17 protein-coding genes are annotated in these 15,546 nt (G+C 59.0%); 12 read left to right on the top strand and 5 right to left on the bottom strand.

From position 1 onward, the window contains the following. Positions 1-7 precede the first annotated feature (7 nt). From ILFOPFJJ_RS29850 to ILFOPFJJ_RS29820, 7 genes are all read left to right on the top strand, one after another. Complete coding sequence (locus tag ILFOPFJJ_RS29850) at positions 8-703, top strand: VirB8 family type IV secretion system protein (protein ID WP_173514132.1); 696 nt, start codon at positions 8-10, stop codon at positions 701-703. Beyond that, positions 700-1,509, top strand: a complete 810-nt coding sequence (gene virB9 / locus ILFOPFJJ_RS29845) for a P-type conjugative transfer protein VirB9 (RefSeq protein WP_173514131.1) — start codon at positions 700-702, stop codon at positions 1,507-1,509. Before ILFOPFJJ_RS29850 ends, virB9 begins: the two co-directional genes overlap by 4 nt. After that, positions 1,509-2,714 (top strand): type IV secretion system protein VirB10, encoded by a 1,206-nt coding sequence (virB10, locus tag ILFOPFJJ_RS29840; RefSeq protein ID WP_173514130.1) that lies wholly within the window; start codon positions 1,509-1,511, stop codon positions 2,712-2,714. The genes virB9 and virB10 overlap by 1 nt, the downstream gene beginning before the upstream one ends. Beyond that, entirely contained in the window at positions 2,695-3,717 is a 1,023-nt protein-coding gene (virB11, locus tag ILFOPFJJ_RS29835; RefSeq protein WP_173514129.1) for a P-type DNA transfer ATPase VirB11, read from the top strand. Before virB10 ends, virB11 begins: the two co-directional genes overlap by 20 nt. Next, a complete protein-coding gene (locus tag ILFOPFJJ_RS29830; RefSeq protein ID WP_173514128.1) occupies positions 3,714-5,816 on the top strand; it encodes a type IV secretory system conjugative DNA transfer family protein in 2,103 nt (700 codons plus the stop codon). Before virB11 ends, ILFOPFJJ_RS29830 begins: the two co-directional genes overlap by 4 nt. Before the next feature lie 49 nt (positions 5,817-5,865). Beyond that, complete coding sequence (locus ILFOPFJJ_RS29825; protein WP_097596260.1) at positions 5,866-6,225, top strand: hypothetical protein; 360 nt, start codon at positions 5,866-5,868, stop codon at positions 6,223-6,225. A 109-nt stretch (positions 6,226-6,334) separates the two neighbouring features. Next, positions 6,335-6,751: a helix-turn-helix domain-containing protein gene (locus tag ILFOPFJJ_RS29820; protein ID WP_376741473.1), complete on the top strand. Its 417-nt coding sequence runs from the start codon at positions 6,335-6,337 to the stop codon at positions 6,749-6,751. A 59-nt stretch (positions 6,752-6,810) separates the two neighbouring features. Here ILFOPFJJ_RS29820 and ILFOPFJJ_RS29815 read toward each other — a convergent pair whose 3' ends face one another. Genes ILFOPFJJ_RS29815 through ILFOPFJJ_RS29805 form a run of 3 tightly spaced genes read right to left on the bottom strand, consistent with a single transcriptional unit; the run spans position 6,811 to position 10,451 of the window. Then, positions 6,811-7,023 carry a hypothetical protein gene (locus ILFOPFJJ_RS29815; RefSeq protein WP_097596258.1) on the bottom strand — a complete coding sequence of 71 codons (213 nt, stop codon included), beginning with the start codon at positions 7,021-7,023 and terminating at the stop codon, positions 6,811-6,813. A 5-nt stretch (positions 7,024-7,028) separates the two neighbouring features. After that, a complete protein-coding gene (locus ILFOPFJJ_RS29810; RefSeq protein ID WP_173514127.1) occupies positions 7,029-10,046 on the bottom strand; it encodes a conjugal transfer protein TraA in 3,018 nt (1,005 codons plus the stop codon). 3 nt (positions 10,047-10,049) lie between these two features. Continuing rightward, entirely contained in the window at positions 10,050-10,451 is a 402-nt protein-coding gene (locus tag ILFOPFJJ_RS29805) for a plasmid mobilization protein (RefSeq protein ID WP_173514126.1), read from the bottom strand. Positions 10,452-10,656: 205 nt separating this feature from the next. On the opposite strand from ILFOPFJJ_RS29805, the gene ILFOPFJJ_RS29800 reads away from it, so the two are divergent. Both ILFOPFJJ_RS29800 and ILFOPFJJ_RS35455 read left to right on the top strand, forming a co-directional pair. Continuing rightward, positions 10,657-11,418, top strand: coding sequence for a helix-turn-helix domain-containing protein (locus ILFOPFJJ_RS29800; RefSeq protein ID WP_173514125.1), 762 nt, complete (start codon positions 10,657-10,659; stop codon positions 11,416-11,418). Beyond that, positions 11,415-11,897, top strand: a complete 483-nt coding sequence (locus ILFOPFJJ_RS35455) for a MobC family plasmid mobilization relaxosome protein (protein WP_246299906.1) — start codon at positions 11,415-11,417, stop codon at positions 11,895-11,897. Before ILFOPFJJ_RS29800 ends, ILFOPFJJ_RS35455 begins: the two co-directional genes overlap by 4 nt. Here ILFOPFJJ_RS35455 and ILFOPFJJ_RS36615 read toward each other — a convergent pair. Beyond that, entirely contained in the window at positions 11,780-12,382 is a 603-nt protein-coding gene (locus ILFOPFJJ_RS36615; protein ID WP_376741472.1) for a hypothetical protein, read from the bottom strand. The genes ILFOPFJJ_RS35455 and ILFOPFJJ_RS36615 overlap by 118 nt on opposite strands. Before the next feature lie 30 nt (positions 12,383-12,412). Beyond that, a complete protein-coding gene (locus ILFOPFJJ_RS36610) occupies positions 12,413-12,817 on the bottom strand; it encodes a hypothetical protein (protein WP_376741471.1) in 405 nt (134 codons plus the stop codon). 19 nt (positions 12,818-12,836) lie between these two features. Here ILFOPFJJ_RS36610 and ILFOPFJJ_RS35445 point away from each other — a divergent pair, with 19 nt between their 5' ends. From ILFOPFJJ_RS35445 to ILFOPFJJ_RS29785, 3 genes are all read left to right on the top strand, one after another. Then, positions 12,837-13,142 carry a hypothetical protein gene (locus ILFOPFJJ_RS35445; protein WP_246299923.1) on the top strand — a complete coding sequence of 102 codons (306 nt, stop codon included), beginning with the start codon at positions 12,837-12,839 and terminating at the stop codon, positions 13,140-13,142. 3 nt (positions 13,143-13,145) lie between these two features. After that, positions 13,146-13,478 carry a hypothetical protein gene (locus ILFOPFJJ_RS35440; protein ID WP_246299921.1) on the top strand — a complete coding sequence of 111 codons (333 nt, stop codon included), beginning with the start codon at positions 13,146-13,148 and terminating at the stop codon, positions 13,476-13,478. Between the two features lie 66 nt (positions 13,479-13,544). Beyond that, entirely contained in the window at positions 13,545-15,395 is a 1,851-nt protein-coding gene (locus ILFOPFJJ_RS29785; protein WP_173514123.1) for a type IV secretory system conjugative DNA transfer family protein, read from the top strand. Positions 15,396-15,546 lie beyond the last annotated feature (151 nt).

Below are 15,546 nucleotides of genomic sequence, written 5' to 3'. Positions count from 1 at the left end.
TAGAAGAATGGCAGAAACAAATGAAGCAGTTCTTCGGAGCTATTTTCAAGACGGCGATCGGTGGGAACAGGAAATCGTAAAGAAGGCCAAGCGGTCTCGCACGCTCGCATGGTTCGTCACCACGATTTTCGGCGCGATAACCTTGCTTTCCTTAACCGCGCTGGTGATGCTCGTACCGCTGAAGAGCTTTGAACCCTACATCGTCGAGGTCGACAAGAACACCGGATACATGGAGATCAAAACCGGTCTCACACGCTCGGCGAATCTCACAGATCAACAGGCGGTCACCCAGGCCAACGTCGTGCGCTATATTCGCTCGCGTGAGGGATACGACCCCTTTGCGATTGAGCAGAATTTCGGCATTGCCGCCCTGCTCTCCACGGGCGACGCTGCCCGTGAGCTGCAGGAACTCTATAGCGCGGCAAATCCCAACAATCCTGCACGGGCTTTGGGGAAGAACAAGAGTGTGACCGTCGATATTAAATCCGTCACCTTTTCTAATGCCAGCACGGCCCTAGTGCGGTTTTCGACCACAGAGAAAACGGACACGGATTCTATCACCCGGCATTACATTTCGGTCGTCCGCTATCGCTATACGGACACGCCATCGACCAATGAATGGCGCTTCGAAAACCCGCTGGGCTTCCAGGTCTACAACTACCGTCGCGATCAAGAGACGGTGACGCCTGGAGACGAGAAATGATCAAACGCCTCCTGCTTTCTGCGACCGTCATGGCCGCGACGATGACTCACGTCCACGCTGCGCAGGCGCCACGGCCCGGCTCGCTCGATTCGCGTGTCACCAGCGTCGTCTACCAGCCGAACAATGTGGTGAAAGTTTCTGCCACCTACGGCATCTCCACCATGATCATCTTTGATGAGGACGAAAAATTCGAAACGATATCGCTCGGCGACACAGATAGTTGGCAGGTTGCCCCGTCTGAAAAGGGCAATATCCTGTTCGTCAAGCCGATTGCGAAGAGCGTCGCCACCAACATGAACGTCGTGACCACCAAGAGGATCTATTTCCTCGAGCTCAACGACCATGCTCCGACCGATGGCAAGGAGATCTTCGGAATCCGGTTCGTCTATCCTGAGAAGGATCTGAATGCTTCGCTGCGCAAGGAAGCGGAGTACCGGGCGGCAAACCCGAATATGTCAAATCTCGACAAGGCCAACGTCAATATCGACTATTCGTTTTCAGGCGACCCAGCGCTGAAGCCTACGATGATTTTCGATGACGGCAAAAAAACCTTCTTCAAGTTCGGCAGCCGGGTTCCCGCGATTTTTGCCGTGCAGTCGGACTTCTCCGAGACGCTGCGCAATTTCCGCAAGGAGGGCGAATACATCGTCGTCGACGGTGTGGCGACGCAATATACGCTCCGAGATGGCAACCAGTGGACATGCATCTTCAACCTTCGCAAGCCTGACTTCGGCGCTCCGGATCCGGACATTCTCGGTCCGGCTCATGACACCAAGGCGACGGAACGTAGGAGGAGCGGCAACTAATGAAGCGCAGTCCCGAACTTGAAGCCATGACGACGGCCGACGAAACGGCGGTCAGCAATCGCAATGCTGGACGAAACCAAACTCTCGGTATGGCCGCCCTTCTCCTGGGCGGCGCCGTGGCCGCCTATTTCGTTCTTGCGACCGCGAACGAAAAGCCACGCGATGTTGCTGACAGCGACGAAGAGTTTCAGACTACGACATTCCGGCCGCCGTCCTTTGTTCGCGACGAACAAAAGCGGGAACCGGAGCCCGAACAAGAAGTCATCAAACTGCCGACGCCACCTGAAGCTCTTGAGGAAACCGTCGATACGACTGAGTTCAAGGTTCCAGCGCCGCCAGAGGCCGTTGAAGAGACGCCCGAAGCGGCGCCAGTGGAAGTGTTCCCCGAGCGTTACAAGTCGGGCCTGATCAAGCTCGATCAAAAAGGAAACGGAAGCGGAAACGGAAGCCTGACAGGCGAGAGCGATTCCGGGCTGAGCGTCGCCGGGGAGGACCGCAACAGCAAGTACCTGGCTGCGGCCGCGGGCCTTGCCGATCGGAGCGCCAAGGCCCGGCAGATCGAGCGTATCGACGCGATGATACCGGAGGGAACCTTGATCCCCGGCATCCTCGAGACGGCTATTAACAGCGACCTGCCCGGCCAGATTCGTGCCATTACCTCCCAAGATGTCTATTCCTTCGACGGTCGGCGTATTCTGATCCCGACCGGAACGCGCCTCATTGGCGAATATCAGTCGGAGGTGACGCGCGGACAAAAGCGCATCTTCGTCATCTGGACCAGGCTCATTCGCGATGATGGCGTTTCCGTGCGCCTTAACTCGATCGGCACGGACAGCCTGGGCCGATCTGGCTTGACCGGGCATGTCGACAATAAGTTCCGCGAACGATTTGGAGCGTCGATCATGCTTTCTATCGTCGGCGGCGCTGCCAGCTATCTGACCGGATATGGCAGTCAGGAGGCCTCCAACAACAGCGACGATGCCGCACGAGGCGAAGAGATCGCACGGGAGACGATCGCGCAGACCTTTAGCGACATGGCGAATACGGTACTCAGTGAAAACCTCCGTATTCCTCCCACCATCAGCGTCAGCCAAGGCGAGCGAATCTTTGTCTACGTGCGCCAGGACCTCGATTTCAGTGCCATGTACGACGATCCGGTTACCGAAGCGATGAAGGAGATTCAACGTGAACGTCGCGGCAAGTAACACGATCAAACGCGATCCGCACTACTTCCTCAATCGCGCGCTCGAACCGATCAAACAGTTCCTTGATGACCCAAAGGTGGTCGAAATCGCCGCCAATAAGCCGGGCCACGTCTATGTGGAGCGGTTCGGCGCCAATCATATGGAACACCATTTCATCGACGCCCTGACGACCGATGAAATCCAGAACATCGGCGAGCGTGTTGCGGCGGCGACCAACCAATTCATCAGCCGTGCCAAGCCGATTCTGAGCGCGGCGCTTCCGACTGGCGAACGTATTCAGATCGTCCTACCGCCGGCGGCCCCTGACGGTGGCTCGATCTCGATCCGCAAGCAGGTCGTGAACAACTTCACGCTCGAGGAGTATCGCGACAACGGTTCGCTCGACAAAGTATCTGTGGCCGTCGGCGGCCTCAGCGACATCGACCGGGAATTGATCGGACACCTGCGCGCGGGCCGGATTTACGATTTCATCCACACCGCTATCACCAAACGAGTCTCTATCCTCATCAGTGGCGGCACCTCATCCGGCAAGACGACCTTCCTTAACGCCTGCCTGAAAAGTGTGGATCCTCATGAGCGGATCATCACGCTCGAGGACACACGCGAGCTATTCCCGCCGCAGGCGAACACGGTTCACCTGATCGCGTCGAAGGGTGATCAGGGCACTGCAGACGTGACCATTCAAAACTTGCTCGAGTCGTCGTTGCGCATGCGTCCCGACCGTTTGTTCGTCGGCGAGATTCGTGGCGCGGAGGCATTCTCCTTCCTGCGCGCGATCAACACCGGCCATCCGGGCAGCATGTCCACCGTTCACGCCGATACGCCGATGGGCGCCTATGAACAGCTCGCCATGATGATGCAGCAAGCCGGCATGTCAGCGGGTTTTTCCAAGCAGGATCTCATGTCGTATATCCAGATGGTGATCCCGATCGTCATCCAGCTCCGCCGTGACGGCGGCAAGCGCGGCGTCTCCGAAATCTTCTTCGCCCGGGATGAACCATGACCAAGGAGCTCCAGGCGTTCTATCTGCTCTTTTGCGTCGGGATAGCGTTCGTTGTCTGGATGCTTGGCTACGGCCTGGGTCTTCAGCTCTTCTACAAGGATGGACGGGTTCTCGAAACGACGATCACGAGCAACCCCTTTGTTCCAATTCAGCAGTTCTGGATTTATCGCTCGAGCCCTGCTCTGCAGAAGGTCGCGCTTGGTTCGATGGTTCCGGCACTGATCGTCGCCGGCCTGGTCGCATACATCGGCCTGAAGCCGACGAGCAACCCCTTGGGCGACGCGGCGTTTCAGGACATCGCCTCGCTTAGGCGCGGCAAATGGTTCCGCAAACACGGCCATATTTTCGGCCGCGTAGGGCGCAACATTCTCCGCACGCAGGACGATCGGCATCATTTGATCATTGGTCCGACGCGCTCCGGTAAGGGCGCGGGCTATGTCATCCCCAATGCGCTCATGCACGAAGGCTCGATGATCGTCACTGACCTCAAAGGCGAGGTTTTCAAGGCAACCGCGGGCTATCGCCGACAGAACGGCAGCCAGGTCTTCCTGTTCGCGCCGGGCTCGGAAAAGACCAATCGCTATAATCCGCTCGATTTCGTTCGGACGGAGCGGGGCAACCGCACCACTGACATCCAAAACATCGCCGGCATTTTGGTGCCCGAAAACACGGCATCGGAAAACTCCGTTTGGCAAGCGACGGCGCAACAAGTCCTTGCCGGCGTGATCAGCTACATCACCGAAAGCCCCTTCTATCGGGATCGCCGCAACCTCGGCGAGGTCAATTCCTTCTTCAACAGCGGCGTCGATCTGCAGGCGCTGATGAAGTACATCAAGGAAAAAGAACCCTACCTGTCCAAGTTCACACTTGAGAGCTTCAATTCCTATATCGCTTTATCCGAACGCGCGGCCGCTTCCGCGCTTATGGATATCCAGAAGGCCATGCGGCCTTTTAAAAATGAGCGGATCGTCGCGGCAACCAATGTCACCGACATGGATCTGCGGGCGATGAAGCGTCGGCCGATGTCGATCTATCTGGCGCCGAACATCACGGACATAACCCTGCTTCGCCCTCTCCTCACCCTGTTCGTACAGCAGGTAATGGACATCCTCACTCTGGAGCACGATCCCAATTCTCTTCCAGTCTATTTCCTCCTCGACGAGTTCCGGCAGTTGAAGCGGATGGACGAAATCATGACGAAGCTGCCCTATGTGGCCGGCTATAACATCAAGCTCGCCTTCATCATCCAGGACCTGAAAAATCTCGATGAGATCTACGGCGAAACCTCCCGGCATTCGCTGCTCGGTAATTGCGGCTATCAACTCGTCCTTGGTGCCAACGACCAGGCCACTGCCGAGTATGCGTCGCGGGCCCTCGGAAAGCGCACGATCCGCTACCAGTCGGAATCCCGCACGATCGAGCTGATGGGTCTGCCACGCCGCACCAAGGTAGAGCAGATTCGCGAACGTGATCTGATGATGCCGCAGGAGGTCCGGCAAATGCCGGAGAACAAGATGATCCTGCTCATCGAAGGGCAAAGACCGATCTTCGGGGAGAAGCTTCGGTTCTTTAAAACGAACCCGTTCAAATCGGCTGAAGAATTTTCGCAGGCCAATATCCCGCAGGTGCCGGAGGTCGAATATCTGCCCCCGAAAGCCATTCCCGCAACCACTCCGGAGTATGCCAAGGGCGGAGTTCCTTCCATCGAAACAACCTCGCCGGCGCCCACAATAGAAGAGAGGCCGGCCGCGGCCGCGATGATTACGTCTGCTCCGGCAAACCAGGACGCGACCGTAGCTGAGGAGGAAACGACTACTACCGCCAGACGAACCGTCAACAAAATGGCGCTGCAGACGAAGCCGAAGCCGAAGCCGGCGACTGCGAAGGCCGATGCGGTAGCATCCGCAAGCCTTGCCGCCATGGAAGCTCGGATAAAGGCGATTGAGGAAGGCCTGACTCCAAAGGCTGCGCAGCTCAAAGCAACTGTCGAAGCGAAAGCCGAAAAGCTCGGCGATAAACCAGCCGCGCGCCGCAATTTCATGGACATCTTCAACACGACGGTTCCTGATCCCGTCGAGGTTGGGATGGCAGCCGTATAGCGATCAGGAACTAAAACCGAATGACAGCGGGCTTCTGTAGGGTGAACAAATGGGGAAATGGGGGTTGCAAAGAAGACTCTGGAACTCTTTGCATTTGCGGGCGAGCACAGCGAAGGCGTTGCATGCGTACCGGCAGGCCGAGGCGCGCTTTCATGAGCTTCAGCAACAGAAGGATGCGCTGGACGCCGAGGAGCGGGTCATTCTGCATATATGGACGGAGAAGCTGTCGAGGGCTTCACTCAGGCCGGGCGATCACGAAGGATTCCAATCCGCATACCTGTCGCTTGGTCAGCGACGCGCTGAGCTGTTCGAGTCTTGGCAGACGGCAAACGCGGACCTGGCATCGGCCTATGAACAGGCGCGACGTGTGTTGCGGGAGTTTGGGTTCACGTCTCCGCTTGACGACTGATGTACTACATTGCGCATTCACAGATGAAGTCGTAACGCAGAGCCGACCATAGTTTACCTTCTCACTGCGCTGTGCATTCCATTGGCTGCGCAAACAATTTGAGGCCATGATGCTCCATAAACCGCAGACCAAAACTCCGAATGCTATCGATATTCATGTCGGCAGCCGCATCCGCTTGCAACGAACGCTAATGGGATTGAGCCAAACGACCCTGGCAGCAGGGCTCGGGATCACTTTCCAGCAGGTACAGAAATATGAGAAGGGCACAAATCGGGTCGGCTCTAGCCGGCTCCAGGCCATCGCAAACATTCTCGGCGTCCCGGTTGCATGGTTTTTCGAGGAGGGGCATGGGGGCTCTTCCAGTCCGCTAGAACCGGAGCCGGGAGCCGGCAGGGAAATCACGCAGTTCCTGAATTCCGTCGAGGGGCTGGCTCTCAATCGCGCCTTTGTGAAGATTGAGGACGAAAAGATCCGGCGGAAGCTCGTCAACCTGGTGAAAGCGCTGGCAAAAGAGGCTTCGGAGTAAGACCCCGCTGATACGAAGTCAGCATGTTTTATGCCGACCTCTTAAAATGAGCCCCGCCATTAGAAGGGCCAGAAGCTTCCTAGATAGGTCGCTGTCTCGTTCACCCAATCCATCGAGTCACGATACCAAGCCATCACCGTTTCCGATGCCACCTGGACGCAGCCGAGAAAAAATACAAATACGATAACAACGGCGAAGAACTTGCCAAACCCCTCGTCGCCTTTCGGGTCATTGCTCTGGATGACGTATTGTTGCCGGTTATCCTTCAACATATCCCTTAACGGTCCCGATCGTCGCGGTCGCGTTCCCTCTGTTCCATTTGTTCCCGCTCAAGCTCCTCAAGGCGAGGAACGTGCTGTTGGGCGGGGTCAGTCCGTGTGGTATCTCCGCTGCGGTGATCAGCTTCACTCTCTTTATTTAGACGATCTTGCAGACGATTAGTAGCGTCCACCGTCGAAGCTAGTTCGTGGGCTTTCCGAGCATCGTCCTCACGGTCGGGCTCAGCTTCGGGGTCAAACTCCCTCTGCATCTCAGCTAAGTAGGCGGCTTCATCAATCGGCGCCGGCTCGACGGCCTCGAAGCTGGTATCGACGACAACGCCATGTACTTTCAATTGCTCCAATTGAGGAGCAACACTTTCGACATGGCCCTCATGCTCTCGCCTATCCCTTTCGATCTCGGGCTCATATTCGAGCCCGCTCATGCGAGCCGAATCCGCGTCCTCATCATCGTAACCATAGTCAACCTCGGTCCGCGAGAGATCAAGAACCTCATCCGGGCCGAGCCTATCGAGCTGAGCACTCATGTGCGACAGGAATTGACGTTCGGCACTGGCCTCGCTTCGCGTCGCGTAGCTATCTTCTGAGATGAAATTCGGCGAATCCTGGCTGTTCAAACGCTCGTCAAGTCGATCGATCCGCTCGACTATCACGCCCTGCACTCCCTTTATGACCTCTTCGCGGTCATCGTTGCGCGACGGAACATTGTTTTCCGCCTGATCGATCAACCGTTGTAGATCGGGATCCTCCTTGGCAATCTCTCGAACGTAGCTGTTCCCAGCGATAGCCAATTCCGCGGCACGCTGCATCGCCTGATCAAGCCCGGCCTGCATTGCCTCCTTACCGTCGGCTGAAAACTCCCCTGCTTCGATCCGATCGAGCCCCTCGCGGTAGTGGTCGACGTCAATCATGGCATCATTACCGGCCTCGACGACAGCCTCGCCGTGTTTGGCGACTGCTGATCCCCACGCGTCATTGATAGGATCACGTGAGGAATTGCGAGCAGCTTCGGCGTATTGCTTGAGAACGCCGTCCTCAATCTCAAAACTCCGTTCGCTTATATATGCCTTGCTAAAGCCCTCTGCTTTGAGCCGGCCGATCTCAGCCTCAACGGCGCGCGCAAACTCCTCCTCGGGCATTTGCGATTGCTCCATTCCGTCCATCCTTCCGTCGGGCGAAATGACTTCTGTCAGCTCTTCACGGCTCTGCGTAGCCTGCATTTCGTTGCGCTTTTCATATAGCTCTACCAGCTCACGTTTCTGGTTGACGAAGTCACGGGCCAAGCCCGCTACCTCATCAAAGTCGGCTCGGTCATCTGCGGCCACGGTGCGCTCCAGCTTGAACAACGCCGTTTCCACCTTCTTCTCATAAGCCTCGAACTCTGCTCGTGACGTTTCGCGCAACTCTTGACCCTCCAAAACCATTTCCTGCAATGTAACCAAATTGGCGCGGAAATTCGATCCGAAATCTGCGTGAATGATATTGGCGCCGGCGTCCTTCGTTGCCTCCGAAAGCCCAGCTTCTAAGTATTCTCGGTGCTGTGTAGCATAGACAATGGTCTGACGATCACCGCTCGCAAGGGCGACCTTCTGCCACGATTCCTGCGCCTTTATGATGTATTGTCGGCTCCTGTCGCTTTTCGCGACCGCGCGCCGGCCGCTGCGCTTGGCGTCATACCGCGCCTGCGCTGGCTCGCTCGTCCCGACATGCTCCGTGCGACCGTTACGGCTCACCGGCCGAACCTGCGTCCGCGTGAAGGCGGGCGGAGTGGCAAACTCTCGCCGATCGGTCATTTCCATTTCTATGCCATGTTCCCGCGCCTTCTCGGCCATGACCGATCGCCATTCGCGAAACACGGCCGGAGTCGTCTCTATGCGATCGCCGGCATCCGATCTCATGGCGATGATCGCATGCGCATGAACGTGCGGTCGCTTGCCCCCCTCCCCAGCCTCTTTCGGATCGCTGGCAGGATCGTGCATGGCGAAGACATAACGATGGCCCGCAAACTGGTGCGCTAGAAAATCGCGCACGGCACCCTCGAAAGTCGCTGCATCCGTTCCGGCCCGTGCCGACATGATGACGTGCATCACGTCGCGGCTCCTTCGGCTGTGCAGATCACCGCGCCATTCCCTTTGTACCAGATCCCCTGCAGCCTTCTCGCCAGATACTGACCGGCCCCGATCGTCGCGAACATCCTGATACTGGTCGACCAGGTCGCGCAAACGGATGGCGCCGAACTCGACACCGTTCCCATACCCATGAAACGAGAACATCGCGCCGGCCTCGCTGGCGAACGCACTGGCATCATACCGCCCCTGGATGATATCGGCCGCTTTAGCGTCTCCTGTCAGCCGCTCCCCCTGCCCGCTTCGGAGCACCACCAGCCCTTGAACCGAGACTGAACCGTCCTGATGCTTCTCGACCGCATAGGCATAGCGGCGATCGCCAAAGCCACTTGATAAGGTGCTCCGTACCAACTCGTGCAAAGCGTCGTCGGACGTAAGCCTAGAGCCCGTTATCTCGACGCTGAAACTCCCGATGTCGCGGCTTTCGGCACGGTTCTGGAAAAGGTGATCCCAATCACCGCGCACCCTGGCCAATTCCTCGCGGCCCTCAAGGATCCTGCCGTTTTCGTCCTCAACCTTCAGTTCTCCGGATCGGGACACGTAGTTCAACATTGCCCCTACTCGCGCACCGCCCCCATAAGACGCCATTTTGACGACGGCCGGCTGGCTTCCCTTGGCGACGGCAGCAAGCCGCGTCTCCATCGGCCGGCTTGATGGTGTCGCCGTCGCTTGGTCTCGAGGAGCCCACCGGCTCCTCGATCCGGCGCGCTCCCCACGAGAAGCGCCGCCAGAACCTCCTCCACCGCCTGCGCCGAGCTGAGACAGCTGCTTCAGGCGCTTCCGCATTTCTTCCTCGGCCGCGGCACCACGTCCACCAGACGTCATCTCATGCACCAGCGCTGCGCGCCGCTGCTCCCATTCGCTGGTGAATGCGCCGAAGAAGATTTCCAACGGCTACTTCTCCCCTCGACGCTGATAACCAGCCCGTCGCGACATAGAGCGAAGCTCGCTCATCACCGCCGCCTGAATGCGTTGCACGTTTTCGAGGTTGATATTCAGCTCGCTTGGATGGACGCCCCGGCCACTGTTGAGCGCCCTTGCAACCTGGTTGAGGTTGATTCCGATCATCCGCATGTCTTCGAGCAAAGCCGCCATCACTAGGCGGTCATCCCCCGTCAGGATCGGCCGGACGCCTGCCCCCTCCAATAGCAGCGACCGGAAAAAGCTGGATACCGTCATGCCGGCATCCTCGGCCGCCTTCTCGATCCCCGCATGTTCGTCAACCGTGACACGCACATGCACAGTGCGATCCTTCTTGGCCGGCTCAAGGAGAGCGTTGAATTTCCCGTCATCCATTTGGCCGTTGGCCCCCTACTGGCGCTTGCGTCAGAATGGTGGGCCCGGAGGGAACGCCGAATTCCAAGAAAATCAGCCGCTTAACCCCGTGTGGGACGAAAACACCGCTTCATAAAAATCAATGGTTTAACAAAGCCGCCGTCCCACTTTTTCCGACCGTTTTCGGCCCTTCCTTTCCGCTCGCATTGCGCCCAGGGAGGCGCGCATGAGCGGGGCACGACCATTTCGGGACGTGAAGCTGCAATGGCTTCAGCAGTTGAGCTGCGACAAGGATTTGAGCGACAACGCGCGATCCGTGGCGCTCTATATCGTCACCACGCATTTGAACGGCCACACCGAAAAGGCGTGGCCGTCCTATAAAACGATTGCCGACGCGACCGGCAAGAGCGTCAAGACCATTCAGCGCGCCGTCCGTGAACTCGAGGCCAAAGGATGGTTCGAGGTCGAGCGCGGAAATGGCGTCGGGCACAACACGGTATATCGTCCCTCAGCGGCGTCGATTTTACGCGCATCGGATGCCCGCGAAAAGACGGACAACGTTGTCACCCTTTACCCCGACGAAGGCGGTCAAAATCGTCCGGCAAGGCGGTCAGATGTGTCCGGCGAAGGGGGACAAATATGTCCACCAAACCCAGAGAAAGAAAAAATAAAAAAACCTAACCCGCGCGAGGACGCCCCGCCGCGCGTCGAGACGCGGCGAGCCGTCCCGCTCGTTTTCGTCGCCGAGACCAAGGCGGATCAGGTCGAGCAATGGCGCACCTGGTTGCGCCGTCACGGGCTACCATCGATCGACGCCTTGGGCCTTCGAACGGTGAAAACTAGGAGACCGGGTTATGCCTTGCCGGGCTATTGGCCACCGGACGAGACGAGCCCGAGCGCGCTCGATTGGATCGCTTTCTTCAGCCGCCGCCGTGACCACATTGCCGATGAAACCGCCCGGCAGACGACAGTCCGGAGGGCGTCATGACGGCTGGCGATTTGAAGGGAGCAAGGCGACCCCTGTCATACGGCGAGCCGTCCGACAGGGAGCCTTGTGAGGGGAGGCAAGCCTCCCCTTCAAACCCCACCAAGAGCACGCGGCGACCGCCAAAGGGCGAACTCAACGCCGTTGTGGTTTTCCGCTGCACGGCATCGGAAAAGCAGGCGCTGACCGCACGCGCGGCGCGGGCCGGCCTGCCCTTCGCCACGCTGATGCGGGAAGCGCTTGGCCTCACCGAGGCACGCCGCCGCCGTCCGGTTCCCAAGGTGGACCCGGAGCTGGTGCGCGCCGTCGCGCGGATCGGCGGTAACCTCAACCAGATCGCCCGATGGCTGAACACGGCCCAGGCTCAGGGCCAGTTCTCCGCCATCGACACAATCACGGTTGCCGCGCGCCTGGTCGCCATCGAGCGGGCGCTATCGGAAACCCTTGAGCAGTTCACGGCCAAGGATGGCGCGCCGTGCTGATCAAGTTCTTCCGCAACGGCCAGGGCGGCGGATCGGGACCGGTTGACTATCTGGTTGAGCGCGACGTCGTCGCTTACGACCAGAACCGCAACGCGATCCGCGACAAGCGCGGCGAGATCATGCTGTTTGCCCGCGAGCCCCTGCCGGAAGTGCTGCGCGGCGATGCAGACCGCATGCGCGCGCTGATCGACGCCTGCCCCCACCAGTGGACCTATCGCGCCGGCGTCATCGCCTTCACGGCGGAAGACGCGCCGAACCCTGCCCAGCAAAGGCAGGTGATGGACGCCTTCGAGAACCTTGCCTTCGCCGGCATGGAAGCCGACCAGCGCGAAATGCTTTGGGTGCGACACACGCACGAGGGCCGCGTCGAGTTGCATTTCGTGACGCCGCGCATGGAGCTTGTGAGCGGGCGCAGCCTCAACATCGCGCCGCCCGGCTACCAGAAGCACTACGACGCTTTGCGGGATGTGCTGAACAAGGAACACGGCTGGAACGATCCGATGGCCCCGGAGCGCTCACGCGAAACCGTCAGCCTTATCGAAAGCGTCAGGCGCGGCGATGCCCGCGAGATGATCCATGACTGGATCGTCCAGCGCATCGAGACCGGCGAAATCCATGACCGCCCAAGCATGACTGAGGCTTTGACGGCGGCAGGTTTCGATCTGCCGCGCGCCGGCAAAAACTACATCACCGCGCGCGATCCGGAGACGGACGAGCGCTGGCGTCTGAAAGGAGACCTGTTCCGTGAAGACTGGACCCGAGAGAATACCCTTGAGCGAGCGCTTGAAAGAGCGGCTGGCGAGCCCACCCGCTCCGGAAGCCGGCTCGATGCCATCGCCCTCGACGAGCTTCGAAACCGATTGGAGCGAAGCCTTGAAGCGCGCGCAAGCTACAATCGAGACCGATATCCGCAGCTTCACGGACGCGAACCGCCAGCACTTGAACGCGGCGCTGGCGAAGACCGAGGCGGACGTGAACCGGCTCCGGTCGATGGTGCAACCATACCTCCTGACCCTGGGCGCGATGGCGTTGCTGATCGTCCTTTTGAGCTTCACCGCGAGTTGGTTTTGGGCGGGGCTGATGATCGACCGCGCCCAGAGCGCCAGCCTCTGGCAAATGGGCTTGCAGATCAACCAGACCAGCAACGGCAAAGTCCTGACCTGGGACGTCAACCGCCTTCAGCTGATCACCTGTCAGGCCGGGACCGCCAAAACGCCATGCCTGAAGATCTTCCAGGGAGATTGACCGATGAGCGAAACCACCAGACCACCGATGCCCGAGACCCTGTCGCCGCTGGAGCGCGAATTGCTGGGTTACGTCGAGACGTTGATAAACACCTTGCAGAGCGGAACCGCGCAGTTCGAGGCGCTGGAGAAACGCTCGACCGACATGATCGAAAACCGGCAAGCGGCTTTGGAAGGATCGCTGAAATCGCTCATCGCGTCACAGGCTACGTTCATGAACGCCTGGCTCGCCTCCGGCAATCATTCCAGCGGCACGGCCTCGACCGAGCTGACGGAAGCGTTCGCCCTGCTGGAGCAAGCCGAAGCGATGCTGGAGGCGGTCGCGCCGCCGACGTGACAGTTCGATCACCCGCGCACGGTCGCGGCCGCAACTGATTTTCATTTCCGTCTGGAGTTTCGATCCATGAATTTCATCATTCAGCCCTATCGCTATGCCCTTTCCATTGCCGTGGTTGCTGCAGGTTTCTTGCTGATGGAAACCGCACCCTTGTTCTGGCCACCCATTTACCAGAACGCGCGCGCCGCCATCCTGGTTATGTTTCTCGGGTTTGCGCTGCTGACCTTGGTGGGAGACACCCAGGGCCGCATCCGCAGCGCGTCGGGCTTAGCTGTGGGGGCTGCCCTCCTTGCCGCGTCTGCTCTCGCCCTTGCCGACCCCACTATTGCGGCAGGCGTCCTGCTCGACAGCTTCAAGGCCTGGCGCAACGCCGGCTATTCCGGAATCGAGAGCATCCGGGGCACGCTATCGACATGGGATCGCTTCACAGAGGCGCAAAAGCTTGGTGTGCAAACCAGCCTTGCCATCGGCCTGCCTGTGCCCTTGTTCTTCATCTTGCGCGTGATCTCGATTGTCGCCCCAGCTTCGTCAAACCGCATTTCAAAACAAGGCCCATGGCGCGCCCGATGGATGAACCGGAGTGAGCTGCGCCAACTCCGGCACAACGATACCGGCTTGCCGCTCGGTCTCTCCGGCAGCGCGATGCTGCGCTACCGCCCCAACCCGAAGACCGGATGGCGCGCCGGTCACCATGTCGCCATCGCCGGCACCCGCGCCGGGAAAGGGGTTTCCGTTGTCATTCCCGCCATAATCGACCATGACGGGCCGGTCGCGGTCCTGGACATCAAGGGCGAGAACTTCGCCGTGACGCGCCGCTATCGGCAGTCGCTCGGCCGTCAAGTCGTGGTTCTCAACCCCTTCGGTGTCATCGAGCCGTCGAAGGATCGTTTCAACCCGCTCGACTATATCAGGCAAGCGCACCTTGTCCGTGATATCGAGGTCATTGCCGAGGGGCTTGTTCGACCGGAAGGCGGAAACGGTACACACTTCGCTGAAATGGCGAAATCCATGATTGCCGCCGTGATCGAGGTCGTCATGACCAGGCGCGCAGAAGCTGATCGCAATCTGATCACCATCATGGACCTGTTGTTTTCCGCCAACTTTGAAAAGACGCTGACGGAATGGGCTGGGGCGCCGGAGACATTCGGCACCCGCCCGGCCGCCGCCGCCGCCACCTTCCTTGCAGCCGGCGAGAACGAGCGCGGCGCAATCAAGACGACCATCAAGAAGGCATTCGATTGGGCTCGTTCGGATGAATTGCGCACCTTTCTCGGCACCTCCACATGCTCATTCGAAAACCTGTTCGAGGGCCGCGCCGACCTCTTCATGGTCGTGCCGCTCGACCAGGTTGACGCCCAGGCCGTCTTTCTCCGGTTGCTGACGAACATCATTCTCGGCATGGCTGTCCGCCTTGAAGGTGCTCGAAAGCCGAAAAAGAACGTGCTTCTTGTGCTGGACGAGTTTGTCCGTCTCGGGCGCATGGAGAAGCTGATCAACATCGCCAACGTCGCCGCCGGCTGCGGCATCGAGGCGCTGTTCATCACCCAGGACAAGGGTCAGATCGAAAGCGTCTATGGCAAGGGCGACACCGCCAGCATTCTCGGCTCCTGCGTCACCAGCCGCATTTTCGGTCTCGGCCGCGCCGAATTCGAAACCGCCAATTGGGCCGCAAATGCGCTTGGCGATCAGACGGTGCTCACCCGCACGAAACAATCGTCCGCGAAATTCGGCGAGAGCCGCAAGACCTCCATTGCCGAGCAGCGCCAGAAGCTCATGACCGCCGATCAGATTTTGGAGATGAAGGCGGGGAAGATGCTGTTGCTGACGGGCTCGAAGCCGCCGGCCCTTGTAGATGCAATCGTCTCTCATCGGCATCCGGCATATCGGGGGAAGCTGGATAGAAATCCTATGGTGTAGTTGTTATGTGAGAGGTTCTCGAACGACTACAAGACGCATTCACTTCCCAATCAGCGGAGACTTCATTACCAATCTGCCGTAGTCCATGCCGTCGCTCTTTATGGCTAATATTTCCCGATCGGGAAATTTCTCTCCGCAAACGTTGTCCGAG

Source organism: Sinorhizobium psoraleae (genome assembly GCF_013283645.1).
Lineage (GTDB): Bacteria > Pseudomonadota > Alphaproteobacteria > Rhizobiales > Rhizobiaceae > Sinorhizobium > Sinorhizobium psoraleae.
Note: the sequence above shows the minus strand (reverse complement) of the source record. Positions and strands in the feature narration are given on the sequence as shown.